This is a genomic window from Vibrio sp. ZF 223, from assembly GCF_003050585.1.
GTDB classification, from domain to species: Bacteria; Pseudomonadota; Gammaproteobacteria; order Enterobacterales; family Vibrionaceae; genus Vibrio; species Vibrio crassostreae.
This window is the reverse complement of record NZ_PIGB01000012.1, coordinates 62,001-87,246: the sequence shown is the minus strand read 5'-3', so window position 1 is coordinate 87,246 and position 25,246 is coordinate 62,001. Positions and strand designations below refer to the sequence as shown.

The following is a 25,246-nucleotide window of genomic DNA, read 5'->3' as shown; positions in this document are numbered from 1 at the left end:
GTAATTATGTATTTTGAATCTTTGAGTGATTTCTTTGCCATGGGGGGCTACGCCTCATATGTATGGAGTGCATTTGGAATCACATTTCTCGCGATGATCATTTTACTGGTCGTAAGCGTTCGTCGTGGTAAGCAATTACTAAATGAAGTACAAGCTAAGATTGATCGTCAGGCTCGTATCGATGCAGCAAAAAATATGGAGAACACTCTATGAACCCAAGACGTAAAAAGAGGCTGGGCATTGTCTTAGCGATCTTTTTTGGTATCAGTGCGACTGTTGGATTGATGGTTTACGCACTTAACCAGAACATGGATCTGTTCTACACACCAACTGAGCTGGTCAACGGCAAAGATGGTAAAAAACCTGAAGTTGGTCAACGCCTACGTATTGGTGGCATGGTCGTAGTCGGCTCTGTAAGCCGTGACAATGAATCACTACGTGTAAGCTTTGATTTGCAAGATGTAGGCCCTAAAGTAACGATTCTATACGATGGCATCCTTCCTGATCTTTTCCGTGAAGGCCAAGGTATTGTTGCTCAGGGTGTGCTTAAAAATGCAACGACAATCGAAGCGTTTGAGGTGTTGGCAAAGCACGATGAAGAGTACATGCCTTCTGAAGTTGCGGAAGCAATGAAGAAAACCCATGAGCCTTTGCAATACACGACTGAACAAAAAGAAGGAAATGCTCAATGATAGCCGAGATCGGCCATTTTGCGATGATCCTGTCCTTGGGACTTGCATTGCTGCTAAGCGTGCTCCCATTGTATGGAGCCGCTCGAAATAACACATTATTGATGAACAGCGCACGACCGTTGTCGTGGGGTATGTTCGGATTCTTAGCGATTTCGTTCTTTATCTTGTGTTACGCGTTCTACACCAATGATTTTACGATTCAATACGTAGCAAGTAACTCGAATAGCCAACTGCCTTGGTACTACCGAATTACGGCGGTTTGGGGCGCTCACGAAGGTTCATTACTGCTTTGGGTTCTTATCCAAGCGGGTTGGACAGTTGCAGTAGCGACGTTTAGCCGTGGTATGCCTCAAGAGTCTGTGGCTCGCGTACTGGCTATCATGGGTTTGATTACTGTCGGCTTCTTGCTGTTCATTATCGTAACGTCTAACCCGTTCCTACGTACATTGCCTTTCTTCCCTGTAGATGGCCGCGACTTGAACCCACTACTGCAAGACCCGGGTTTGATTATTCACCCGCCAATGCTTTACATGGGTTATGTAGGTTTCTCGGTAGCGTTCTCTTTCGCCATCGCTTCTCTAATGAGTGGTCGTTTAGATACGGCATGGGCTCGTTGGTCTCGTCCTTGGACAATCGCAGCTTGGTTATTCCTAACAGTAGGTATCGCACTAGGCTCTTGGTGGGCTTACTACGAACTTGGCTGGGGTGGCTGGTGGTTCTGGGATCCAGTAGAAAACGCTTCATTCATGCCTTGGTTGGCTGGTACTGCACTGATGCACTCACTAGCGGTAACCGAAAAGCGTGGCACATTTAAAGCGTGGACAGTATTGCTAGCTATCTCTGCATTCTCGCTAAGCTTACTAGGTACATTCTTAGTTCGTTCAGGCATCTTGGTATCGGTTCACGCGTTTGCGTCGGATCCTGCTCGCGGTATGTTTATCCTAGGTTTCCTAGTCTTCGTTATCGGTGGTTCACTGCTGTTGTTTGCTGTTAAAGGCGCATCGGTTCGTGTTCGTGGTAACTTCGATCTGGTTTCTCGTGAGAACGCACTGCTTGGCAACAATATCTTATTGATTGCAGCCCTAGTGGTTGTGTTAGTAGGTACGTTATTACCACTAGTTCACAAACAGTTAGGCTTGGGATCGGTATCTATCGGTGCTCCATTCTTTGACATGCTGTTCTTCTGGCTAATGATTCCGTTCTCGTTCTTGCTTGGTATCGGTCCTCTGATCCGCTGGAAACGTGACAACCTGTCTAAGCTTGTTAAACCAATGCTGATTTCAGGTGCATTCTCACTGGGCTTAAGTGCGCTAATGGTTGCTCTATTGGCTGACCGCTTCAGTGGTACTGCGTTTGCTGGCTGGGTAATGGCATTCTGGATCATCTTCATGCACGGCTTTGAGCTGCATGAACGTGCGACTCACCGTCATACGTTTATGAAAGGTCTAACTAAGTTGCCTCGTAGTCACTGGGCGATGGTGTGTGGTCACATCGGTTTAGCTGTGACAGTGATTGGTATCGCGATGGTGCAAAACTACAGCATCGAACGCGATGTTCGTCTGGCACCTGGTGAAAGCTACCAGCTTGAAGAATACAGCTTCCTGTTTACAGGGGTTCGTGACAAAGATGGTCCTAACTACGATGGTTACATTGCCGACTTTGAAATTACTAAAGAAGGCAAATACATCAACACGCTTCACGCGGAAAAACGTTTCTACACCACCGCTAAGTCTATGATGACGGAAGCAGCGATTGACCGTGGTGTAACGCGCGATCTTTATATCGCAATGGGTGAACGTTTAGACGATAACAAATCTTGGGCTGTACGTATCTACTACAAACCATTTGTACGTTGGATCTGGGCAGGCTCTTTGATCATGTCGATTGGTGGCGCTATTGCTATCAGTGACCGTCGTTACCGTTTCCGTAAGCCAACAAAAAAGTCGGCTGAAGAGCAGGAGGCTTAATCCGAATGAACAAGAAGATTTTATTCATTCCATTGATTGCGTTCATGGTTCTAGCTGGAATCTTTGCAACGCAATTAATGCGCAACCAGTCGGGCGATGACCCAACTAAGCTTGAATCCGTATTGATTGGTAAGCCTGTGCCTGAGTTTGACCTAGAAGATCTAGAGCAACCAGGTAAGCTGCATGATCAAGCTATCTTTAAAGGTGAGCCGCTGCTTCTTAACGTATGGGCGACTTGGTGTCCTACTTGTTATGCAGAGCACTCTTACCTGAACAAACTTGCTGGTCAAGGGGTTAAGATCATTGGTCTTAATTACAAAGATGATCGCAATAAAGCGGTTGGTTGGTTAAAAGAGCTGGGTAACCCGTACCTAATCAGCCTGTTTGATGGTAATGGCATGCTAGGTCTTGACCTCGGCGTGTATGGCGCACCTGAAACTTTCCTAATTGATGCTAACGGTGTGGTTCGTTACCGCCATGTTGGTGATGTGAACCCGACCAACTGGGCATCGACGCTTGAGCCGATGTATCAAGAGTTGTTGGAGGAATCGAAATGATTAGAAAGGCATTGATTACTCTATTTGCTACGTTCGCAATCTCAGCGACGGTTTCTGCTGCACCTATCGAATTTCATGAATTTGATACCGTAGATCAAGAGCAGCAGTTCAAAGAGCTAAGCAATACATTACGCTGCCCTAAATGTCAGAACAACACGATTGGTGATTCGAACGCTGAGTTAGCGGTCGACTTACGTCAAAAAGTGTACGAGATGACAAAAGACGGTAAGTCGAAGCAAGATATCATTGATTACATGATTGCTCGCTACGGTAACTTTGTGACTTACAATCCACCACTGACACTAGCAACATCGATCCTTTGGATTGGTCCGTTTGCGGTGGTTGTGTTTGGATTTGGTTTGATCATTTTGCGAAGCAGAAAGTCAAAATCGAAAGCGGCAGTAGAGTCAGATAAAGACTGGGATGCAGACAAAGAAGCTCGCTTAAAAGCGTTACTCGATGAAGAGAACGACGGAGATAAGAAGTAATGACTCTATTTTGGATTTCTACCATTATCCTTTCGCTAGCGGCAATTTTCTTAATTGTTCTGCCTTTCATTAACAAGAAGGCAAACAATGACGAAATGCTTCGCGACGAGTTGAACAAAGCATTCTATAAAGACCGTCTTGTCGAGTTAGAAGTAGAAGCAGAGGAAGGTCTTGTTGATAACCAACAAGAACTGATCGATGATTTGAAACAGTCTCTGCTTGATGATGTTCCTGCACAAGAAGAGATGAAGAAGACTCAAATCTCAACGGTTGGTGTGGTTGTACCGTCGATCATCCTTGTCGTCGTTGTGACTTATGGTATGTACTTTAAGTTCGGTGCGTTGGACAAAGTTCAACACTGGCAAGAAGTGAGCTCGAACCTTCCTGAATTGTCTAAAAAGCTAATGTCATCGGAAGGTGGTGCACTAACGGATGATGAGTTGGAAGATTTGACTCTAGCGCTTCGTACTCGTCTGCATTACCAACCAAAAGATTCAACAGGTTGGTTGCTACTCGGTCGTATTGCACTGGCTAACCGCGACGCTGAAACAGCAAAAGATTCTATGGAACGAGCTTACAAGCTTGAACCTAAGAATGAAGATGTTCAGTTAGGTTTCGCACAAGCACTGATGCTTTCTCCTGATGAAGCTGATCAAAACCAAGCTCGTTTGATTTTGAGCCGTTTGATTCAAAACGATTACGTTGACCTTCGTGTGTTCTCACTGCTTGCGTTTGATGCGTTTGAGCGTCAAGACTACCCAGGTGCTGTGAAGTACTGGAGCATCATGCAACAGATGATTGGTCCACAAGACAGTCGCTATGAAATGCTTTCGCGCAGTATTGAAAGTGCTCAGAAGAAAATGGGCGACAATATGGGTGTCGACCAAGGTAAGACTGTTGCTGTAACGCTCGATCTATCTGCAGACGTGAATGCTGACCCTAACTCAGTGTTAATTGTTTCAGTACACAGAGCAGATGGTTCTCCAATGCCTATCGCAGCCGCTCGTTACCCACTAGGGACTTTCCCTCGTACTGTTGTGCTAGATGACGGCAACAGCATGCTGGAAGGACAAGAGCTGTCTAGCCTTGAAACTCTGATGGTTAGAGCTAGGCTTGATACAGACCGCAACGTTTCAACTCGCGAAGGCGATTGGTACGGTGAAAGTGAAGTGGTTGAACTGGGTGCTCCAGTTACCATTGATATCAATAAGCAATATTAATCATCACTTTGCATAGGTGTTAGCTATTCCGATTTGCAGATAAACGGTATAGACTTAGCCAAACAATTGAGGCCAGCGATTGCTGGCCTTTTTTATTATTCCTTATGGAAAAGGTGATATGTCTGTCAGTGTTTTAAGACTCTCGAGTTTACTTTTTATCGCAAGCTTAACGGTTGGGTGTTCAAGTGCGCCGGACGAAAGTGTTAACGATGATAACCTCGAAACCTCTGAATACGTCGAAGAGTCCCACCCGAATGATCCTTTTGAAGGCTTCAACCGAGCGATGTGGGATATCAACTACGAATATCTAGATCCTTATTTAGTTCGCCCTGTTTCCCTCGCTTATGTTGACTACACCCCTGTGCCAGTACGTTCTGGTATATCCAATTTTCTAGCCAACTTAGACGAACCATCAAGCATGGTGAATAACCTTATTATGGGCAATGGCGAAAAAGCACTCGACCATTTCAATCGTTTTTGGATTAACTCAACGATTGGTTTGTTAGGCTTAATCGATATTGCCAGCGAAGCGGGGATCACTAAGTACGATGATAAGTCGTTCTCTGATGCGATTGGTCATTACGGGGTAGGGAATGGTCCCTACTTCATGGTGCCGGGTTATGGCCCAATAACAACGCGTGAAGTAACTGAAACCGTTGATGGCTTGTATGTGCCTCTGTCGTTTCTGAACTTTTGGGCTAGCTTAGGCAAATGGGCATTTGAAGGCATGGAAACACGTGCTCAATTAGTGTCACAAGAAGCGCTGTTGGATGATTCCCCAGATCCATACGCATTAACCCGTGATGTTTATATTCAACGTCGTGACTTCAAAGCGGAGATTGAACCTGAAGAGGTCGATCTTGAAGAAGAGGACTTCATCGATGGTTATCTAGAAGATTACTAGAAAATCGATAAAAGAAAGGCTCGATGTTGAAAACAACATCGAGCCTTTTTAATGCTTTCTACTTTCAGAGGAGTAGATTAGAAACGGTAGTTAGCTTGGATACCAACTAACCAGATGCTACCTGTCACTTCACCTTCGAAGTTGCCACCAAATAAATCCGCTGCAGCATCGGTTTCATGCATTTTAGCGTCTTTCGCTAGGATGTAAGTGAAACCAGCATCTAGAGTTAGCTGCTCAGACCATTGGTAGCCTGCACCAATACTCAGCCAAGTACGATCTGTTTCAGGGATAGTCGCAGTGCGGTGCTCTTCGCTTACTGCCGAAGTGTCGTAAGCAATACCAGAACGCAGAGCCAGTTTTGGTGTCATTTGGTAAGTCGTACCAATTGCAAAGCGGTAGTTGTCTTCCCAGTTCTCTTGTTTGATCTCAACGCTGTTTTCACCAGGGAAATCCGCTACAAGTTCTTTAAAGCTGCTCCAGTTTGTCCAGTTAACACTCGCGTGAACTGCAACTTTTTCTGTTAGCTGGTGGAAGCTCGCAAGTTCTGCTGTTGCTGGAAGTGCAAGATCCATTGAACCATTTTTGTGCGCCGCCGGGTTTGCCTGGTTGAAACCAAAGCCTTGTGCATAACCTTCTAGAGTTAGATCAACTTCTGACTTGTAAGTAAAGCCAAGGCGGTTGTTTTCATTAATCTGCCACGCTGTACCAATTTGCCAGCCCCATGCAGTGTCATCACCTTCCATATATTTTAAAGGAGTACCTGCTGGTAATGGAACAAGCGAGTTTGCTGTAGATACCGCACCAAAGCTACCTTCAGCCATGATGTAGCGAATACCGCCACCTATAGATACACTTTCAAGTACTTGGTATGCAGCGTTTAGGTTTAGCTCCATTGTAGTAACACTTGCTTCGTTACCATGGTTAGCGCCACCAAAGTCTTTCCCTAGGTCTGTTTCCATACCGTAGTTAGTACCAGCAGCAAAACCTAAAGCAAATTTTTCGTTGTACTTATGAGAAACGTAAAAGTTTGGGATAACTGCACTGTGTGCAAAATCACTAGAATTTGATGAAGTTGTTTTGCCCATCATAGACGTAGAAGTACCGTCGATATCGATGTTCGGGTCAACATAGATAGCACCAACAGAAACCTGAGTGCCTTCTAGATAAGTCAGCATTGCAGGGTTACGCCATTGAGCATCTGCACCGTCAGCCATTGCTGCTTCACCAGCGTATGCGCGGCCTAGGCCTGTTGCCGAGTATTCTGCTAGTTGAAAACCTGCCGCGTGAGTTACGGTAGAAGTCGAAAGTAGTCCAACTGCCACAGCAGCAGATAGAAGAGTCTTATTCATTTTCATTATTATGTTCGCTGAATCATAAGTATTTAGTGGCGTGATTCTACTTTTAGAGTCATTACTTTAAAAATGAAATTCGAATAAAACAGTGTTTTAGGGATTTAATGAGTAAATGTGTTTAATTATTAGAGAAATAATCTAAATGTTTCGGCTGTGTTGCGAAGTTTGAGCGTACACTTGTAGTCATATATTGGTCTTGCAGGCTACAGCTGTAAGCTTAAATTGATGCGGGTCAGTGACTTAGGCAATAAAAAAGGGTCGCATAAAGCGACCCTTTAAGACTTATAACTTCGATTATATTAGAAGCTACGGCTGTACTGTAGACCTAGAAGGATTGCATCTGCACGAGTAGTTGCTGAAACAGATGTGCCTAGAGGTGTACTTTCATTTACGTTTTTAACGTCTTCACCTAATAGGTAAGTGAAGCCAAAGTCTACGTTAGATGCAGTATCGATATGGTATGTGAAACCAGCTGAGAACCATTGACGGTCAGAATCAGGTACTGATACTGATTTTAGGTCATCTTGTGCAGCGATGTCATACATGTAACCAGCACGTAGATCCCAGTCGTTGTTTAGGTAGTAAGTAGTACCAACAGAGATGTGACCGGCATTTTTCCACTCGTAAGCGGCATCAGGTGTTGTTGCTGTACCACCGAACTCAATTTTATCGAATGCTTTCCAACCAACCCACTGCAGAGAGTAGTGCACAGCAAACTTGGTATCTTCAAGTTTGTGGTAACCAGAGAATTCTGCCATATCTGGTAGAGGAAGTTTGATCTCCTGACCTTTACTATCTTCTGCTGTGATTTCTGGGCTGTAGCGGTAAGATAAGCCGAAGCGATTGTTTTCGTCTAGCTCATAAACAGTACCTACGTTGAAGCCAACGCCCCAACCATCAGCTCCGTCGATATCAACTAAGCTCAAGCCATTAAATGGACTGTTCGGATTTGCTGATAGGTTACTACTTGTCGTACGTTTAAGCGTACCTTTACCGTAGATAATATCAAGACCAGCACCGAAGCTCCATTGGTCGTTCAAGCGGTATGAACCAGCAAGGCCGAAGTTAAGGCTCATGATATCTGTTTCACCACCAAATTCTGAAGCAGCAAAATCGCTACCAAAGTCTGTAGATGTACCGAAATTCGAGTAAGCATTTACACCCCAAGCAAACTTTTCATTTACTGGAACGATAAGGTGGATGTTCGGTGCAACTGATGTACCGCCTGCGTCATCGTAGTTTGATGAGGTTGGAGTACTAATTGGGTTCATTGCTGAAGTGTATGTTGCATCAGATACTTTAATGTCTGTAGTGATTGTTTCAAAACCAAGAGATAACTCAGTTTTATCAAACATTGACATTGCAGCTGGGTTACGAGCCATTACTGACGCGTTATCTGCGATTACAGCATCACCAGCGAAAGCACGGCCAAGGCCGGTTGCTGATTGTGCGTTAAGTTGGAAACCTGCTGCCATCGCTTGCGAAGACGCCAGTGTAATTGTTACTGCTAAAAGAGACTTTTTAAACAGACGCGTGTTGTTGGTAGTCATTCATTTATTCCTTTATATATCCGCCTCTACAGGGCGATTAATTCGAGCAATTGCTCAATGGTGGCTGATCCTATTCGGAAGTATACGATATACAAATCCGACCATTGAGAAATTTGAGTGGAAAATTATGGAAATGACGCCTATCTGGCACGAAAATGGTGCGAAATGCTATTTTTTAGAGTTTTAACTCTAGAGTTATTGGTCTTGTGAATGGTTTGGCGGGTTATTTATAAATAAAGCCCAGCAATATCAGTGATATAATTGCTGGGCCTTTTATTACGGGGCTTTAAGAGCGAATTAGCTCATCGGTTTGATCATTTTTGTCAGCTTTTCGGCGATTTTGGAAACATCCTCACCATTTTCACCAACAAGGATTAAGCTGCTGCCATCTACGGGTGTTACCGAGCCGGACATGCCTTTTTCATCAAAGTCGATAGGTTTGTCTGTCGGAATACCGGTTAAAAACAACGTTACTTTGCCTTTTGCGCCTTGGAAGACCATATGCACTGCGTTGGATTTACCAAAGCCACAGTGGTTTAGGTAATAGACGTGGTAAGGGAAAGCATCATCAAACTGAAAAGCAAATGGGTTCATTTTTGCGTTGATTTGCTGCGATGTGACCTGTTCATCGATGGAACTAACAAAACTCTTTTCATCAACAACATGCTTCATCGCTGTATCAACCAAACTAGCTTGAGCTGGTGAAACGAATGCGTTGCCCCAATTTACTTGGCCAACTAATAAGCCTGCAACGAATGCTACCGAGGCAGCCATTGCCATTGCTCTTCTCGCAAACGTAGGCCTTACCACTTTGCTTTCTTCGCTTGAGGTCTGATTGAACAGAATGCGATCAGCAAGATCGTCTGGCACATCCACATTCATCGCAGAGTGGATCTGTTTATCTAGCGCTAATACATCGTCTAAGAAATTACTATTGGCTTCGTTATTGGCGGTTGCATCAACAATATCTTGTGTACGTTGTTTAGGTTCCGACAATACACGACGACGAAATTCCAAATCATCCATTATGTTGCCCCCTCTCTGCCTCTTCTGTATCCAACAGCTCTTTCAACTGATTTCGAGCTCTGAATAAACGTGTCATCACCGTGTTTTTGTTGAGATCGAGAATATCGGCAATCTCATCACCACTAAAACCACCAATCACTTGCAAGAAGAGCGGTTCACGGTAATCGATTTCAAGTTTCATGATCTGCGCTTGCAACCACTGATGCTGATGGTGCGGGTCATCGCTAACACTAGCATCATTACCGTGATCGTCGATATCAACCAGATCAAACTGTTTGCGTTCAAATCGTCGAGCGTTCTCGCGTCTCAAGATAGTAATCAGCCAAGATTTAGCGGCTTTTTCATCTTGAAGGCTATCGAGTGACTTCCATGCACGAAGGCAAGTTTCTTGAACTAAGTCTTCGGCAATGCTTTTGTCTTTGCATAACCAATAGGCGTAGCGAAAGAGGTCACGATGATAGGCACGCACGAGTGCTTCGTATTTTCTTTGTTTGTCCATATCAGAGTTGACCGGACGCTTGGCTGTTTTCTTTCCAAACATTTTTATTATTGACACACGAGCCTCCATAATTGCTCTGCGTATAGCTGTCCTCTATACGTTGTGCTTTGTTTTTATATTTTTAGAGCTAACGATCGGCAGGAAATCGTAAAATCACATTAAAATTGATCTACTTCAAAATCTAAGGCCTCGAACAAGCTATAGTACACCTTGTCGTCTAGTTAGTCATTCGTGGCTAGCATGTTGAGCAAGACGACACTTCCTTTTGAAGGCTGACTTTACTTTCTCCTAATCAGGAAACTGATTATTTCAATTGGCGCTAAGTTAATTGCTTTATATACATTCCGACCACACAGCTTTGTGTGGTTTTTTTTTACCTCAAGAAAACCATTCCCTACAAAGCGATAACAGTATTTACTTACAATAGTTTAGTCTCTTACGACAACCTTTCCCCCAAAAAGGTTCGCCTGAATGTGCAGTTATATTTTCAAACAGTGAGATACTCGTATCACGTTTATTTAAACGCTCGTTTGATTTAATTAACAACTTCTTTACAATGCTTCAGGTCAGACCTCTTAACTTTAAGGAGAAACCATGGGCAAACAGGAAGTCAAAACGCGTTCTGGAGAACGTGTTGCCGTTGTCGCTGGATTACGAACCCCATTCGCTCGTCAGAGTACAGAATTTAGCCAAGTGCCTGCGGTTGACCTAGGCAAAATGGTTGTGAGCGAAATGCTTGCAAGAACGGATGTCGATCCTGCGCTTATCGAGCAAGTTGTGTTCGGCCAAGTCGTGCAAATGCCAGAAGCGCCGAACATTGCGCGTGAAATCGTGTTGGGCACAGGCATGGACATCAATACCGATGCCTACAGTGTCACACGAGCATGTGCGACCAGCTTCCAAGCGGCAGTTAACGTGACCGAAAGCATTATGGCTGGCACGATTGATGTCGGTATTGCGGGCGGTGCGGACTCTTCTTCTGTATTGCCAATCGGTGTTTCGAAAAAGTTAGCGGCAAATCTATTAGCGCTGAGTAAAACGAAAACTATGGGTCAAAAGCTGAAGATTCTTAAAACGCTTTCAGTAAAAGATTTGATGCCAGTGCCGCCTGCTGTTGCAGAGTACTCGACCGGTTTATCCATGGGACAAACGGCTGAGCAGATGGCGAAGACACATGGTATTACTCGCGAAGCTCAAGACGCACTTGCTCACCGTTCTCACTCTTTGGCTTCTCAAGCATGGAAAGAAGGCAAGATCAAAGACGAAGTGATGACAGCATTCCCGGCGCCTTACAAAAAGTACCTAGCGGAAGACAACAACATTCGCCACGACTCAACAGTTGAAGGCTACGCTAAGCTACGCCCTGCTTTTGACAGAAAGTACGGCAGTGTAACGGCAGCCAATGCTACGCCCCTTACCGATGGCGGCGCAGCAGTGATGTTGATGCGCGAAGGCAAAGCGAAAGAGCTAGGCTTAGAAGTGCTTGGCTATATTCGTGGCTACGCATTCTCAGCGATTGGTGTTGAAACGGATATGTTGATGGGGCCGACTTACGCGACCTCTCAAGTATTGAAGAATACGGGTCTAGAGTTGTCAGACCTAACACTGATCGAGATGCATGAAGCGTTTGCAGCGCAAGTTCTTGCGAATGTAAAAATGTTTGCGAGCGATGAGTTTGCTCAGAAGAATCTTGGCCGTGACAAAGCGATCGGTGAGATTGATATGGAGAAGTTCAACGTGCTGGGTAGCTCAATTGCTTACGGACACCCGTTTGCGGCAACTGGTGCGCGAATGATGACTCAAACATTACGTGAACTGAAACGTCGCGGTGGCGGCTTGGCACTTAACACAGCGTGTGCGGCTGGTGGTTTAGGTGCAGCAATGATCTTGGAGGTAGAATAATGTCTACGACTCTTGATGCAACAACAGAAAAAGAAACAGTGGCTCAACCAGATTCAACGTCTGCGACTGAATCAACCCAAAAGAAAACGACAGCATTTTCTCTTAACATCGATGACCAAGATATTGCTTGGTTGGCGATTGATGTGCCAAACGAGAAAATGAACACGCTACAAGCGGCTTTTGCTGAAGAAATGAAAGCGATCTTCGAGCAACTCAAAGAAAAGCAGAGCCGAGTTAAGGGCTTAATCGTTCATTCTCTTAAGCCAGATAACTTTATCGCTGGCGCTGATGTAAGAATGCTGGATGCTTGTAAAACCGCTGATGAAGCGCAGTCTTTAGCTCGCCAAGGTCAAGAGATGTTCCAAGCATTATCTGATCTTCCATACCCAGTTGTTGCAGCGATTCACGGCCCATGTTTAGGTGGTGGCTTAGAGCTCGCACTGGCGTGTGATTACCGTGTATGTACTGATTCAGATAAGACGCGTCTTGGTCTACCTGAAGTGCAACTAGGTTTATTACCAGGTTCTGGTGGTACGCAGCGTCTTCCTCGTTTGATTGGTTTGCTACCGTCACTCGATCTAATCCTAACGGGCAAGCAACTGCGCGCTAAGAAAGCGAAATCACTTGGTGTTGTGGATGCTTGTGTCCCTGATACCATTTTGCTTGAAGTAGCAAAAAGCTTTGTTGAAAAGAATACGGGCAGTAAAAAAGGTAAGCGTCTGGCGTCGAAAAGCCAAGCGTCGACTAAAGAAAAGCTGATTTCACGCACGGGTCTTGGTCGCAAAGTGATTTTTGAACAGGCTTCAAAGAAGACGAATCAGAAAACACGCGGAAATTACCCAGCAGCAGATGCGATTCTAGACGTCATTCGTTATGGCCTAGAGAACGGCTTTGATAAAGGCCTTCAGTACGAAGCGAAGCGTTTCTCTGAACTAGTGATGACCTCTGAGTCAAAAGCCCTTCGTTCGATTTTCTTTGCAACCACCGAAATGAAAAAAGAACATGGCGCAGACGCAGAGCCAAAGGCCGTTAAGCGTGTTGGTATACTGGGTGGCGGCCTTATGGGCGCAGGTATTAGTCATGTAAGCGTTGCAAAAGCGAAAGTACCGGTTCGTATTAAAGACGTATCAAATGAAGGCGTTCTGAACGCGCTGAACTACAACTTCAAGTTGTTCGATAAGCAGCGTAAGCGTCGCATTCTGAGCCGAGCTGGTCTTGAAGGTAAGATGCTTCAGCTTTCTGGTGGTATCGACTTTACAAGCTTTAACCACACCGATGTGGTGATTGAAGCGGTATTTGAAGATCTCGACCTTAAGCAATCAATGGTTGCGGACATCGAAGCCAATGCCAAGCCAGACACGATTTTCGCGACGAATACTTCATCACTGCCAATCCATAAGATTGCAGAGAAGGCGCAGCGACCAGAAAATGTGGTCGGTCTTCACTACTTCAGCCCAGCAGAAAAAATGCCGCTAGTAGAAGTAATTCCTCATGAAACAACCTCAGAAGAGACGATTTCAACGGTTGTGGCATTAGCGAAGAAGCAAGGCAAGACGCCGATTGTTGTTAAAGACACAGCAGGTTTTTATGTGAACCGCATTCTTGCTCCGTACATGAATGAAGCTGCGCATTTGTTACTAGCGAACGAGCCGATTGAAAAGCTCGACAGCACCTTATTGGACTTCGGTTTCCCGGTCGGCCCAATTACCTTATTAGATGAGGTCGGTGTGGATATCGGCGCGAAGATTATTCCTATTCTAGTAAATGAACTTGGCGATCGTTTCCAAGGCCCAGACGTGTTCGATATTCTTTTGAATGACAACCGTAAAGGTCGTAAGAGTGGTAAAGGTTTCTACACCTACAAGGGTAAAAAGAAGGAAGTCGACAAGTCAGTTTACAAGCTGCTTAAACTGCAACCTGAACCTAAGCTGAGCGATAACGATATTGCAATGCGCTGTGTGTTACCGATGCTAAACGAAGCGGTTCGTTGTCTAGATGACGGTATTATCCGTAGCCCTCGTGATGGCGATATTGGTGCTATTTTCGGTATCGGTTTCCCTCCGTTTTTAGGTGGTCCGTTCCGTTACATGGACCAAATCGGTATTAAGTCACTGGTTGAGATGATGAACGATTTTGCTGTGAAGTACGGTGATCGTTTCGCGCCATGTGATGGCCTACTGACGCGTGCTGGTTTGGATGAGTCTTTTTATAAGTAACTCTCTAACTCATTGATTACGAAGCCTACATCAAGCGATTGATGTGGGCTTTTTGTTTTATGAACAGTGTGGAAGGGATGAGATTCCCGACTCCGTCATTCTTCCTTCTAGGGAATTACGGGGAGAGGTGTGTTTTACCAGATATTATCGGTGTGTCGGGAGATTCCCAACTCGGTCGTTCCTTCCTCTTGGGAATGACGAAAGACAGATGAAAGTAAGCTATTAGTGTTAATAGGGAAATTATGGCTAAATGCATTGCAATTGAAACTAACGTCATCTCCTAAAGCGACGAAGGAGCGTAATAGGAGATCTGCTTTATGTTCGACCAATAAAAAAGGTTGATGCTTTCACATCAACCTTTGATTTCTAAAACACTCTTATCAACCAAGCTCAGTATCTTTCGGGCGCAACTGAAACTCATCAATAGAGCCAATCTCCACACCTGCCGACAACTTCTCTTCCTCATAATGGGCATTACCGTGCGCATGCATAATCAGACGATTTGCGGTGCGTGGTTTTAGTTGGCTGACCACAAAACGCATCATGTCTGAGCGAGTTAACCCTTTAAGATCTTCCAACACACGCTCTCTCTGATTGAATTCCAAGTCCTTGTTGCCTATCGCAACCCATAAGCGTTGAGCACGTCCTCGCAAAGTCGTATCTGGTGTCGAAATCTGATTCCAGAGACCGCGTTTACTGCTGTGCCATTGGTAGTCGTTAAGCTCTAACAACACCATATAGAAGGCATTGAGGAACTCATCTATCGAGGCTAATAAGTCTGCTGGAGCAGCATTCGGTGATTGTACATACAACACAATACCTGGGTGTCGGTTGAGTGGCATATTACCTGTGCCGACCATGTAACCTAGCTGCTGCTTGGTACGGATCTCATGGAAGAAGGTGGCTGACATCAAATGGTTCGCCAATGAATACAGCGCAATGTTTTTAGGAGAAATATCAGCGCACTGGTAATAAACCACGATTGCCGAATCATCTTGGTTACACACCACTTCACGCTGGAAGCTGCCGTTTTCACCTAGCATAATTAACGGGCGCAATGACTCTTCGTAGGCTTGGTCTTGAACACGTAGGGCATCTTTTAGCGTTTCCGCCATTTTATGTGCGTCGGCTTTTTTCCAGTCGCCATACACAAACATTTCTACGTGCAGTTCAGCCAAGATTGCTTGAACAAAAGAAGAGAGTTCATCGACCTCTATCGTTTCCAGCGCTTCAATTAATACAGAATAGGGCGGGTTATTTGGCTGAAGTATCCCTGTCATCGCATTAAACAGCTGCGAAATAGGGCGGTCTTGCGACGCATTATTCCAGTTTCTTAGCAATTGATGCTTAATCGTTTCGAAGCGTGTTGGACTAAAGTCGCGTGCTTGAAAGCGTTCAAGGATCATATTGAGCAATTGTGGTTGCTTCTCGCTGAATCCAGAAAGTGTGAGTGTAACGCCGCCCTGATGGGTATACATGTTGTAACCCATTCCGGCGATTTCAGCTTGATAGGTATCTTTTTCGAGCGAGTCTAAGAACATTTCTACACACAAGCGCGTTTTAACGATATTTCTTGGGCTAGCGACTGAGTGTGGGCTGTCGATAGCAACATACACCACCCCTTTCGGTACTCGAAATTGATGGTCTTGCAGGTGCCATAGCTTAAAGCCATCGAGCTCTTCTAACAGTTGTGGGAACTTAGCGTCACCTTCGAGTTCAGTTGGGTCTAGATCGTAGCAAATAAACGGGTTTTTGCTTGGGAGTTCAAACTGCCAACCGGGGTTAATGCATGCAAAGCATTGAACTTGTTCAGCGCTAAATGGTGTGACCGAGTAGGGCGTAAAATACCACTTCGCTTCTCTGTCATACTCGAATCCCTGAGCAACAATGGTCGCACGCATGTTGTCGACGGTTAAGTTAGGAAGCAAAGAGCGTTGCAACTCGTCATCGAAATGCGACATCTTGTAATCGCCATACACCACATCTTGCTCTTGATAGTGCTGCATGTTGATAACAAGGTGGCTAACCACATCTAGTGGCCTTGCTGGCTCTTGAAAGCGGAAAGCAGACTCTAATACGGCACGTTTTTCTAGGTAGCGCCACTCTTCTATGCCTTGTTGCTCGATTAATTTGATGTACTGAAATATCGCTTGGATGATGTTATCGGTTTTGGTTAAACCTTCAATGGTCAACGAGCAACTGACTGTGAAATCACGGTAGTTACTGCCGCTCGCGCCACCACCCGCAGAGAGGGATGTTATCCAACCTTTCTCTTTAAGTTGCATCATCAAACTGCCTTCACCTTCGTAACCTAAAAGATGGGCAAAGAACGACAATGGTTTAACGCCATAGTGCTCGTCCATGCTTGGCATAGGGAAGGTTAAGATCAGTTTGCGAACTTCTTTAATTGGCTCAACGTGGACTTGAACGCCGGTGCTTAACTCACCAACAATGGGTACTTCAACCTTCTTGCCTTGTAGGTTGTGATTGGTGATCGAGCTAAAGCGACCCTCAACCCAGCTTTGCATTTCATCTAAAGACTGATTGCTAGACAGTGTTAGCGTCATTAAGTCAGCCGAGTATTGTTGCTGGTGGAAAGCTAAGATCTCTTGTCGAATCGTCTCGCCGTTTCTGTCGCCCAACGTATCGATATTACCGACAGAAAACTTCGAGAATGGGTGATTGTGATTCACCAGTTCTTTGGTAACTTGGTACAGGCGTCGCGAATCGTCGTTGAGTTTCATCTTGTATTCGGAATCAACGGCTTGGCGTTCTTTATCTAATGCTTCTTCGTTGAACAGCGGAGCGGTAAAAAATTGGCTAAAGCGATCGAGTGCGGTTTCAAAGGCATTCAATTCAACATCAAAAAAGAAGCAGGTGTGTTCTGTTCCTGTCCAAGCATTGTTACTGCCGCCATGTTGGCTGATAAAACTTTGGAACTCTCCGACCTTTGGATACTTTTCAGTTCCTAGAAATAGCATATGCTCTAAGTAGTGAGCTAAACCCTCTCGGTCTATAGGGTCATCAAAATGCCCCACATTGACGGCTAATGCGGCTGCTGCTTTTTGAGCATTTTGATCCTGAACTAACAGTACACGTAACCCATTATTTAAGGTTATGTAGCGGTATTGATGTTCATCATTTGGGCTTAAGTGCACAGGAGCATCTCCAGAGAAGGTGGTTTTTAAATTATGTACCCGATGATTCGGCGTGCAAACCTTGTGATCATATTTTGGGATATGAAGTGCTTTTTGGTGATTTCTAAATCACTTTTATCGATTTTTATCAGTAATTTATTTTCTTTTAACAAGATTGTTAAGAAAGTCGAACTCTTTAGCAAGTGACTTGATATAATTATTTATATAGACTGCGGCTCCCTCTGGATTGAGGGCCAAACGCTAAGTAGCGTATCGCTGATATGGGATATATCGACTTTCGAAATGTTACGTAGACAGGACTGAACATGAAAATATTCATAATGCGCCACGGTGAAGCAGAACATTTTGCTAACTCGGATGCAGAACGAGCGTTAACTAAGCGCGGTAAGATGGCGTCTCTTGCGGTGGCTCAAGCTGCAAACGAGCAGGGCATCAGCCAGTTCGATAAAGTACTTGTGAGCCCATATTTGAGGGCACAAGAAACGTGGTTAGAGATCTCTCAGGTGTTTTCTGGAAAGAAAGTAGAAACCTGTGATGATATTACGCCTTATGGAATGTCCGACGATGTGTTTGATTTGACCGTGGCAATGGCTGAAGTAGAAAAACTAGAGACCATTTTATTTGTTTCTCATTTACCTCTAGTGGGCTACCTAACAGCAGAGTTTGCAACAGGCATGGCACCGCCTATGTTTCCAACTTCTGGCTTAGCGTGTATCGACTTCAATCTTGAGACACAAAAAGGCGAGTTACTTTGGAATATCAATCCATAGTCGACGCTTAATCTAAGTTGTCTCTCGTAAGCAAAGTGAAAAGGGCACCTCAAATATTTGAGATGCCCTTTGTTGTTTTTGACGTCGAGCGGATTCGAAAACCAGAATTATTTCTCAGGAATCGACAACAGAACCAATAGTGCGCCATTGCCGCCGAACTCTAACGGCGCTTGGTGGAAAGCCATCACATCAGGGTGTTGTGCTAGCCACAACGGCACTTTCTGTTTAAGGATGTGTTTACCGATACCATGCTGAACACAGGCACACGCTACGCTTTCTTTCACGCAGTGCGCAATCATCGCGCCAAGCTCACGTTTAGCTTCTTGTTGAGTCATACCATGCATATCGAGATACACATCAGGAACGTAGACACCACGACGTAAGCGCTTTACCTCATATTTCGAGACATCATCGCGAGCATAGCGTGTCGGACCCTCTTCGCTAAGGTGTGGAATGAACTCATCCGAGAAATAAAACTCGCTATCACTGGCTTGTCTTGCCGTTCGAGTAATTTCTTTTTGCTTGGGATTTCTTTTTGGCTGCTGGACTATGGTATCCTGTTGCAACTTTTTAACGCCCTTTACTGCATCGTTGAACAGGGCGAAATCGTCATCGAAGTCGGTGTCTTTTTTGCTCATCAGGTTATGAATTCTAATTAGAAACGTAATTAGCAGTATTGTAGCGCTTTTCGGAGACAATTTTGGATAAGATTTTTGTAGAAGAAGCGGTATCAGAACTACACACGCTTCAAGATGTGATTCGTTGGACTGTTAGCCGCTTTAACGCAGCGGGCCTATTTTATGGTCACGGCACTGATAACGCGTGGGATGAGGCAGTACAACTTATCTTACCTACTCTTTATCTGCCGATTGATGTTCCTTCGCATGTGATGAACTCTCGTCTAACGAGTAGCGAGCGTCTGCGTATTGTTGAGCGCGTAATCAAGCGTATTAATGATCGTACACCAACAGCTTACCTAACCAACAAAGCTTGGTTCTGTGGTCTTGAGTTCTTCGTTGATGAGCGCGTTCTTGTGCCTCGTTCTCCAATTGGTGAGCTGATTGAAGCTCAGTTCCAACCTTGGTTAACTGAAGAGCCAACTCGCATCATGGATATGTGTACGGGCAGTGGTTGTATTGCTATTGCATGTGCTCACGCATTCCCTGACGCTGAAGTAGATGCGATTGATATCTCTACAGACGCACTGCAAGTTGCAGAACAGAACGTTCAAGATCACGGCATGGAGCAGCAAGTGTTCCCAATCCGTTCAGATCTTTTCCGTGATCTGCCAAAAGAGAAATACAACCTGATCGTATCGAACCCGCCTTATGTGGATGAAGAAGATATGAACAGCCTGCCAGATGAGTTTACTCATGAGCCAGAACTTGGCCTAGCTGCGGGTACAGATGGTCTGAAATTGGTTCGTCGCATCTTAGCTAACGCACCAGATTACCTAACTGATGACGGTATTCTTATCTGTGAAGTGGGTAACTCAATGGTTCACATGATGGATCAGTACCCAGAGATTCCATTCACTTGGATTGAATTCTCTAACGGTGGCCACGGCGTATTCATGATCACTCGTGAGCAGCTTGTTGCTTGCGCCGATGAGTTCTCTATCTACAAAGACTAGGTTGTGTCGGCTATTGAGTTGTTGACCCGATCATCGGGTTGTAAGCTTAGAGACTGAAATCTAGTAAGACGTTCGATTTGAAACGTTTTTATTTAAACGCCGTGCAGCAATGCATGGCGTTTTTTATTGCCTAGATTAAGGATGTTTGTATTTATATCGAAGACGTTCAGCTCAATATTTAGTTGATTAATATGATAGGTTATTAGATATTGATGCTTAATGTTTGGTCGTTTTAGTGAGTTAAGGAGAATTCACGATGAGCTTAGATACATGGATTTATTACTTATTAGCGGTGCTGATCTTAACGGCATCACCAGGCCCAAGCTCTTTGTTGTGCATGACTAAAGGCGTGCAATCAGGCTTTAAATTATCGATATTTACCGCGCTGGGCAGCTTAACTGCGATTACTGGCATTCTAACCCTATCGTTTACCGGCTTAGGGGTGATCATTGCGTCGTCTGAAGTGGTGTTTAACGTTATTAAATGGACCGGTGCCGCTTACCTAATCTACCTTGGTTGGAAGTCTCTGCGTTCCAGTCAGCAAGATTATGACAAGCTATCTAGTCAACAAGCCGATTCTAAATCTGTTAAAGAAAGCGCTGCGCAACATTACCTAAGTGGCTTTATTGTTGGCGCGAGTAACCCCAAAGCTATCCTGTTTTTTACCGCACTTTTCCCTCAATTTATTGACCCGTCGATCGCTCTGCTTCCCCAGTTTACCGTGTTTGCTTTAACCTTTGCTGTGATGGAGTTGTCTTGGCTATTGGTGTACGCGTATTTAGGTGCGAAGTCGTCAAACTGGCTATTTGCGAAGGGCAGAGCTAAGGTCTTCAATCGTGTTACAGGGGGCGTGTTTATTGGTGCAGGCGCGCTGCTTTCGACGACAAGCCGAGCATAACTTTTTTATTTATCAAAGGGCTGAATAGTTACAGAAAATTCTTAATGCTGTCATAAAAGGTTAATATTAATGTGCTTGCCGCTTTTGGTGAAAAGCCGATATATTGTAGTTACACCATCACGTTCTCAAGGAGAGACATATGCAGCATCAAGAAATGATTCAACACAGTAATTTTGGCGTAATCAGTCGTACTTGGATTTTCTCTACCCTTTCTCTTCTGGGTATTCTTGCTCTAATGTAGCCTATTTTTCGGCTCTATATTTTCAGTTTTTATTATGAATACACTTTTCAAAAAGTCTTCAAAGTCAGAACTCTTACTCTCGTAAATGTGGCTCTTCTCATCAGTCTAGCCACTTAGCTTTTTCCCTTCGTAAAACAGCTAAGCAATCTTCTCTAACAAGTTCATCACGTAACCTCATCTGAAGTTGTTATCAAACTGTGATAATCTTAAATCATCTTTTATCTACAGTGTACCGCTCATGTCTCTCTGGGATTCTATTTCATTTAACAATCGATTTACGGCATTACCTCGACTGTTCTATACCCCAATTCAACCTACACCGCTAAACAATGTTCAATGGCTTGCATGGAATCATAACCTTGCGGATGAACTCGGTTTTCCGTCATTTGATGACGCCTCCGAAGAGCTGCTTGAGACGTTATCTGGCAATGTTGAACCTGAGCCGTTTTCGCCTGTAGCAATGAAATACGCAGGCCACCAGTTTGGCTCTTATAATCCCGACTTAGGTGATGGAAGAGGGCTACTTTTGGCACAAGTTGTCGCTAAAAGCGGTGAAACGTTCGACTTACACCTTAAAGGTGCAGGCAAAACGCCATATTCACGTATGGGCGATGGCCGTGCGGTTATTCGTTCAACGGTTCGTGAGTATCTGTGTAGCGAAGCAATGGCAGGGCTTAATATCCAAACCACACGTGCATTAGCCATGATGACCAGTGACACGCCGGTTTACCGAGAGAAACAAGAATGGGGCGCATTACTGGTGCGTGCTGCAGAATCTCACATTCGATTTGGCCACTTTGAACATCTTTTTTATACCAATCAGTTAGCTGAGCATAAGTTGTTGGCTGATAAAGTCATCGAATGGCACTTCCCAGAGTGTCTTGAAGAAGAAAAGCCATACGCAGCCATGTTTAATCAAATTGTCGATCGTACCGCGGAGATGATTGCGTTGTGGCAAGCAAATGGTTTTGCTCACGGCGTGATGAATACGGATAACATGTCAATCATCGGACAAACCTTCGATTACGGCCCGTTCGCTTTCCTTGATGAATATGACCCTCGTTTGATCTGTAACCATTCGGATTACCAAGGTCGTTACGCGTTCAATCAACAACCTAGAATTGGTATGTGGAATTTATCTGCATTGGCACACTCGTTGTCACCGTTGATAGAGAGGGCTGACTTAGAAGCGGCACTTGAACAATACGAACCGCAAATGAATGGTTACTTTAGTCAGCTGATGCGTCGTAAGTTGGGGCTACTTTCGAAACAAGAAGGTGACAGCCGCTTGTTTGAATCTATGTTCGAGTTAATGTCGCAAAACAAAGTTGATTATCCAAGGTTCTTTAGAACGTTGTCGAACTTGGACACCTTGCCACCACAGGAGGTGATTGATTTAGTTATCGATCGTGATGCTGCGAAGCTGTGGGTGGATAACTACTTGCAACGTTGTGAACTTGAGGAGTGTTCAGTTGTAGAGCGCTGTGAAAAGATGAGGCAGGTAAACCCGAAATACATCCTCAGAAATTACCTTGCTCAACTGGCGATAGATAAAGCTGAGCGCGGTGATAGCAGCGATATTGATGCACTAATGGTGGTGCTGGCAGACCCTTATGCGGAACATCCTGACTACGAACACCTTGCCGCCTTGCCGCCAGAGTGGGGCAAGGCCATGGAAATTAGCTGTTCCTCTTAACCTTCTATGATTCTGTGAGTCGCTAAGTACAGGTAGAGGTCACTAAGTTGTGATCTTTATCTGTTCGTTCTTCTAACTTTACAAACATGTCAATAATCAAACAATCGGCCAGCCTATACACTATGTGAATAAGTTGTAAATTTAATAGGTTTGGGCGATGCCAACAAATACTCGAATTCTCGTAGTGGATGATGATCAAGAAATCCGCGAGCTGCTGGAAGAGTACCTCACAAAATCTGGTTTCGATGTTTCTTCGGTGGGAGACGGTGTTGAACTAGAAACTCATCTGCAAAACCAAGGTTACCCGGATCTGATTCTGCTTGATGTGATGCTGCCCGGTGACGATGGCTTTACCTTGTGTCAACGTGTCCGTAAGCAATCGAATGTGCCTATTATCATGCTGACTGCGGTGTCGGATGAAACCGACCAGATTATCGGGTTGGAAATTGGTGCCGATGATTATATTGCCAAGCCGTTTAGTCCACGTCAGTTAATGGCGCGTATCAAAGCGTTATTGCGCCGTGTTCAAGTGGTGGATGACAAGCCGAGTGATGCACTGCCAAAGCAGATTATTTTTGGTGATTGGACGCTTGATACGCTCGCACATCGAATTTCCCACAATGAACACTCAGAAGAGATGGACTTGTCGGGCAGTGACTTTTCTCTGTTGATGCTGTTCTTAACTCGTCCTAACGAAGTTCTCGACCGTGACACCATCTCTTTCGCTACCAGAGGCCGCGAAGCGTTGCCTTTTGAACGAGGCATTGATGTGCAGCTTAGTCGTCTGAGAAGCCGATTGGGCGACAGCGGCAAATACCCTCACTACATCAAAACCATGCGTGGCAATGGCTATATTCTCGCTGTGCCTGTTCAGTATGAGCACTGAGCATGATCTAATGTTTATCAAGTAATGCTAATGAAGTATCTCGTATGAAATGGTTAAGTCGATTAAAACCAAATTCCTTGGTCGCAAGAACCTTGTTGTTGACTCTGTTAGCGGTGGTGATTGCTCAAGGTATCGCAACCTCTATTTGGTATAGCGAATCTAAACATAAAGAACTGGAAGGGATTCGCTCAGCCTCATCTAGCATGGCGAACATGTTTGCTTCAACGGTGACTTTCTTTCAGTCTTTACCCGTCAAATATCGCCACATCGTGTTAGACCAAATTCGAAATATGGGTGGCACGCGATTTTTTGTCTCTTTCAATAAAGAGGCTTTGATTGTTGAATCGATCCCCGATACTCGCTTAAAAACCGCCTCGATAGAAGCGATAGAAAGTGTTTTGAGTAGCAAGCTCAATAAAGTGGAATCAGTCCGTGTTGATTTCTCTCGCCCTGAACATCTCCGTTTGCTTAAAAATGACATATATTTAAGCGATCTCCCGCGATCGTGGGCACATCATACTTTAACGTTAGAACCTCTTAATCCACCTATTTTGATTGTTCAGATAGAGCTAGCCAGTCACGAATGGGTGTATATTGCCGCACTGTTACCAGCTCCCTATGTAAAACTTGATGACACCATTCTTGGTCGTGAACAGGTGATCTTTTTGCTCTCTTCAACGCTGATTCTATTGGTGTTGACCTACTTAATGATTCGCCGCCAAGTTCGCCCGCTTAAAAAGCTAGCAAGGGCAGCCAACGAAATGAGCATGGATATTCAGCAGCCTCCACTTAACGAAGAAGGTGCGACAGAACTGGTTACCGCAACCCAAGCATTCAACCGCATGCAGCAGCGGATTCGCCGTTATGTTGCCGACCGTGAGCACCTTTTCTCTGCTATTTCTCATGATTTAAAGACACCAATAACACGTCTTAGATTGCGGGCTGAATTGTTGGAGAGTGAAGTAAAGAAAGACAAATTCAATAAAGACTTGGATGAGCTGGAGATGATGGTCAAAGGTGCATTACAAGCGGTAAGAGATACTGACCTTCACGAAAACAACGCTATTATCGACCTCAATGAGATGATGCTCTCTGTGATTGAATTGCACAACCAACATCAAACCTTGGTTGAGTTTGAGCCCACTGTGGTTGAACCGCTAGTCGCCAAACCATTAGCCATTAAACGTGTGCTAACCAACCTTATCGACAATGCTGTGAAATATGGAACATCAGCTGAGGTCGGTATCAACAGTGATTCGGTGTGGGTTATCGTGACGATTCAAGACCACGGAAAAGGTATCCCTGAAGGCAAGTTAGAGTTGGTGTTTGAACCTTACTTTAGGCTTGCCACCGACGACCAAGGACACGGTTTAGGGCTCGGGATCTGCCGAAATATCCTGCACGGACACGGCGGAGATCTCATTATTCGTAACTCCCCTCAAGGCGGCTTAGAAGCCAAAGTCTATATCCCTAGAGGCCTAGAAGTGTAATGTAACAATTGTGTTACATTGAGCTTACCTTTTGTTTCAATCTTACAAATCAGAATAAGTAGACTCTGTATTGAACCGGACGTCGAGTCCGCTAAACATGG

21 protein-coding genes are annotated in these 25,246 nt (G+C 44.7%); 15 read left to right on the top strand and 6 right to left on the bottom strand.

The features are described from left to right. Window positions 1-6 precede the first annotated feature (6 nt). The 7 genes from ccmD (at window position 7) to CWO13_RS19685 (ending at window position 5,828) form a co-directional block, all read left to right on the top strand. The gene (ccmD, locus tag CWO13_RS19715; RefSeq protein WP_009848525.1) at window positions 7-213 is read left to right on the top strand and encodes a heme exporter protein CcmD; all 207 of its coding nucleotides are present in this window, start codon (window positions 7-9) and stop codon (window positions 211-213) included. Continuing rightward, window positions 210-692, top strand: coding sequence for a cytochrome c maturation protein CcmE (gene ccmE, locus CWO13_RS19710; protein ID WP_017064106.1), 483 nt, complete (start codon window positions 210-212; stop codon window positions 690-692). Before ccmD ends, ccmE begins: the two co-directional genes overlap by 4 nt. Continuing rightward, the gene (locus CWO13_RS19705; RefSeq protein WP_048661502.1) at window positions 689-2,659 is read left to right on the top strand and encodes a heme lyase CcmF/NrfE family subunit; all 1,971 of its coding nucleotides are present in this window, start codon (window positions 689-691) and stop codon (window positions 2,657-2,659) included. The genes ccmE and CWO13_RS19705 overlap by 4 nt, the downstream gene beginning before the upstream one ends. Window positions 2,660-2,664: 5 nt before the next feature. Further along, complete coding sequence (locus tag CWO13_RS19700; RefSeq protein ID WP_017066365.1) at window positions 2,665-3,216, top strand: DsbE family thiol:disulfide interchange protein; 552 nt, start codon at window positions 2,665-2,667, stop codon at window positions 3,214-3,216. Then, a complete protein-coding gene (locus CWO13_RS19695) occupies window positions 3,213-3,704 on the top strand; it encodes a cytochrome c-type biogenesis protein (protein ID WP_017066364.1) in 492 nt (163 codons plus the stop codon). The genes CWO13_RS19700 and CWO13_RS19695 overlap by 4 nt, the downstream gene beginning before the upstream one ends. Then, window positions 3,704-4,924 carry a c-type cytochrome biogenesis protein CcmI gene (gene ccmI, locus CWO13_RS19690; RefSeq protein WP_108083420.1) on the top strand — a complete coding sequence of 407 codons (1,221 nt, stop codon included), beginning with the start codon at window positions 3,704-3,706 and terminating at the stop codon, window positions 4,922-4,924. Before CWO13_RS19695 ends, ccmI begins: the two co-directional genes overlap by 1 nt. A 118-nt stretch (window positions 4,925-5,042) precedes the next feature. After that, window positions 5,043-5,828, top strand: a complete 786-nt coding sequence (locus CWO13_RS19685; protein WP_102432850.1) for an MlaA family lipoprotein — start codon at window positions 5,043-5,045, stop codon at window positions 5,826-5,828. A 77-nt stretch (window positions 5,829-5,905) separates the two neighbouring features. On the opposite strand, the gene CWO13_RS19680 is transcribed toward CWO13_RS19685, so the two are convergent. From CWO13_RS19680 to CWO13_RS19665, 4 genes are all read right to left on the bottom strand, one after another. Beyond that, window positions 5,906-7,183, bottom strand: coding sequence for an outer membrane protein transport protein (locus CWO13_RS19680; RefSeq protein WP_102432849.1), 1,278 nt, complete (start codon window positions 7,181-7,183; stop codon window positions 5,906-5,908). Window positions 7,184-7,479: 296 nt separating this feature from the next. Beyond that, window positions 7,480-8,730: an outer membrane protein transport protein gene (locus CWO13_RS19675; protein WP_102432848.1), complete on the bottom strand. Its 1,251-nt coding sequence runs from the start codon at window positions 8,728-8,730 to the stop codon at window positions 7,480-7,482. A gap of 297 nt (window positions 8,731-9,027) precedes the next feature. Then, complete coding sequence (locus tag CWO13_RS19670; protein ID WP_102432847.1) at window positions 9,028-9,756, bottom strand: DUF3379 domain-containing protein; 729 nt, start codon at window positions 9,754-9,756, stop codon at window positions 9,028-9,030. Next, window positions 9,749-10,297: a sigma-70 family RNA polymerase sigma factor gene (locus tag CWO13_RS19665; RefSeq protein WP_017060646.1), complete on the bottom strand. Its 549-nt coding sequence runs from the start codon at window positions 10,295-10,297 to the stop codon at window positions 9,749-9,751. Before CWO13_RS19665 ends, CWO13_RS19670 begins: the two co-directional genes overlap by 8 nt. A 552-nt stretch (window positions 10,298-10,849) precedes the next feature. Between CWO13_RS19665 and fadI the strand changes: the two genes are divergently transcribed. After that, a complete protein-coding gene (fadI, locus tag CWO13_RS19660) occupies window positions 10,850-12,157 on the top strand; it encodes an acetyl-CoA C-acyltransferase FadI (RefSeq protein ID WP_048607862.1) in 1,308 nt (435 codons plus the stop codon). Further along, window positions 12,157-14,373 carry a fatty acid oxidation complex subunit alpha FadJ gene (gene fadJ, locus CWO13_RS19655; RefSeq protein WP_170960914.1) on the top strand — a complete coding sequence of 739 codons (2,217 nt, stop codon included), beginning with the start codon at window positions 12,157-12,159 and terminating at the stop codon, window positions 14,371-14,373. Before fadI ends, fadJ begins: the two co-directional genes overlap by 1 nt. Window positions 14,374-14,753: 380 nt before the next feature. Here the strand turns inward: fadJ and CWO13_RS19650 are convergent, their stop codons facing one another. Continuing rightward, window positions 14,754-17,531, bottom strand: coding sequence for an insulinase family protein (locus CWO13_RS19650; protein WP_108083419.1), 2,778 nt, complete (start codon window positions 17,529-17,531; stop codon window positions 14,754-14,756). A gap of 305 nt (window positions 17,532-17,836) precedes the next feature. Between CWO13_RS19650 and sixA the strand changes: the two genes are divergently transcribed. Beyond that, entirely contained in the window at window positions 17,837-18,301 is a 465-nt protein-coding gene (gene sixA, locus CWO13_RS19645) for a phosphohistidine phosphatase SixA (protein ID WP_048664281.1), read from the top strand. Window positions 18,302-18,408: 107 nt separating this feature from the next. Here sixA and smrB read toward each other — a convergent pair whose 3' ends face one another. After that, window positions 18,409-18,939, bottom strand: a complete 531-nt coding sequence (smrB, locus tag CWO13_RS19640; protein ID WP_102432845.1) for an endonuclease SmrB — start codon at window positions 18,937-18,939, stop codon at window positions 18,409-18,411. A 62-nt stretch (window positions 18,940-19,001) separates the two neighbouring features. Here smrB and prmB point away from each other — a divergent pair, with 62 nt between their 5' ends. The 5 genes from prmB to CWO13_RS19615 all read left to right on the top strand — a co-directional run bounded on the left by prmB (window position 19,002) and on the right by CWO13_RS19615 (window position 25,145). Next, window positions 19,002-19,934: a 50S ribosomal protein L3 N(5)-glutamine methyltransferase gene (prmB, locus tag CWO13_RS19635; protein ID WP_017060640.1), complete on the top strand. Its 933-nt coding sequence runs from the start codon at window positions 19,002-19,004 to the stop codon at window positions 19,932-19,934. 256 nt (window positions 19,935-20,190) lie between these two features. Beyond that, a complete protein-coding gene (locus CWO13_RS19630; RefSeq protein WP_102432844.1) occupies window positions 20,191-20,832 on the top strand; it encodes a LysE family translocator in 642 nt (213 codons plus the stop codon). 479 nt (window positions 20,833-21,311) lie between these two features. Continuing rightward, window positions 21,312-22,769, top strand: coding sequence for a protein adenylyltransferase SelO (locus tag CWO13_RS19625; protein ID WP_102432843.1), 1,458 nt, complete (start codon window positions 21,312-21,314; stop codon window positions 22,767-22,769). Window positions 22,770-22,926: 157 nt separating this feature from the next. Continuing rightward, on the top strand, window positions 22,927-23,655 hold the full coding sequence (locus CWO13_RS19620) for a response regulator (protein ID WP_048661490.1): 729 nt from the start codon (window positions 22,927-22,929) through the stop codon (window positions 23,653-23,655). Window positions 23,656-23,699: 44 nt separating this feature from the next. Then, window positions 23,700-25,145, top strand: a complete 1,446-nt coding sequence (locus CWO13_RS19615) for an ATP-binding protein (protein ID WP_108083418.1) — start codon at window positions 23,700-23,702, stop codon at window positions 25,143-25,145. Window positions 25,146-25,246: the final 101 nt, after the last annotated feature.

Bases quoted from the DNA above. Each gene is read 5' to 3' on its own strand.
- ccmE (WP_017064106.1), top strand. From the start codon at position 210: ATGAACCCAAGACGTAAAAAGAGGCTGGGCATTGTCTTAGCGATCTTT.
- fadI (WP_048607862.1), top strand. From the start codon at position 10,850: ATGGGCAAACAGGAAGTCAAAACGCGTTCTGGAGAACGTGTTGCCGTT.
- ccmD (WP_009848525.1), top strand. From the start codon at position 7: ATGTATTTTGAATCTTTGAGTGATTTCTTTGCCATGGGGGGCTACGCC.
- CWO13_RS19625 (WP_102432843.1), top strand. From the start codon at position 21,312: ATGTCTCTCTGGGATTCTATTTCATTTAACAATCGATTTACGGCATTA.
- CWO13_RS19685 (WP_102432850.1), top strand. From the start codon at position 5,043: ATGTCTGTCAGTGTTTTAAGACTCTCGAGTTTACTTTTTATCGCAAGC.
- CWO13_RS19705 (WP_048661502.1), top strand. From the start codon at position 689: ATGATAGCCGAGATCGGCCATTTTGCGATGATCCTGTCCTTGGGACTT.
- CWO13_RS19675 (WP_102432848.1), bottom strand. From the start codon at position 8,730: ATGACTACCAACAACACGCGTCTGTTTAAAAAGTCTCTTTTAGCAGTA.
- CWO13_RS19680 (WP_102432849.1), bottom strand. From the start codon at position 7,183: ATGAAAATGAATAAGACTCTTCTATCTGCTGCTGTGGCAGTTGGACTA.
- sixA (WP_048664281.1), top strand. From the start codon at position 17,837: ATGAAAATATTCATAATGCGCCACGGTGAAGCAGAACATTTTGCTAAC.
- CWO13_RS19620 (WP_048661490.1), top strand. From the start codon at position 22,927: ATGCCAACAAATACTCGAATTCTCGTAGTGGATGATGATCAAGAAATC.
- CWO13_RS19665 (WP_017060646.1), bottom strand. From the start codon at position 10,297: ATGTTTGGAAAGAAAACAGCCAAGCGTCCGGTCAACTCTGATATGGAC.
- fadJ (WP_170960914.1), top strand. From the start codon at position 12,157: ATGTCTACGACTCTTGATGCAACAACAGAAAAAGAAACAGTGGCTCAA.
- CWO13_RS19615 (WP_108083418.1), top strand. From the start codon at position 23,700: ATGAAATGGTTAAGTCGATTAAAACCAAATTCCTTGGTCGCAAGAACC.
- CWO13_RS19630 (WP_102432844.1), top strand. From the start codon at position 20,191: ATGAGCTTAGATACATGGATTTATTACTTATTAGCGGTGCTGATCTTA.
- ccmI (WP_108083420.1), top strand. From the start codon at position 3,704: ATGACTCTATTTTGGATTTCTACCATTATCCTTTCGCTAGCGGCAATT.
- smrB (WP_102432845.1), bottom strand. From the start codon at position 18,939: ATGAGCAAAAAAGACACCGACTTCGATGACGATTTCGCCCTGTTCAAC.
- CWO13_RS19700 (WP_017066365.1), top strand. From the start codon at position 2,665: ATGAACAAGAAGATTTTATTCATTCCATTGATTGCGTTCATGGTTCTA.
- CWO13_RS19670 (WP_102432847.1), bottom strand. From the start codon at position 9,756: ATGGATGATTTGGAATTTCGTCGTCGTGTATTGTCGGAACCTAAACAA.
- CWO13_RS19695 (WP_017066364.1), top strand. From the start codon at position 3,213: ATGATTAGAAAGGCATTGATTACTCTATTTGCTACGTTCGCAATCTCA.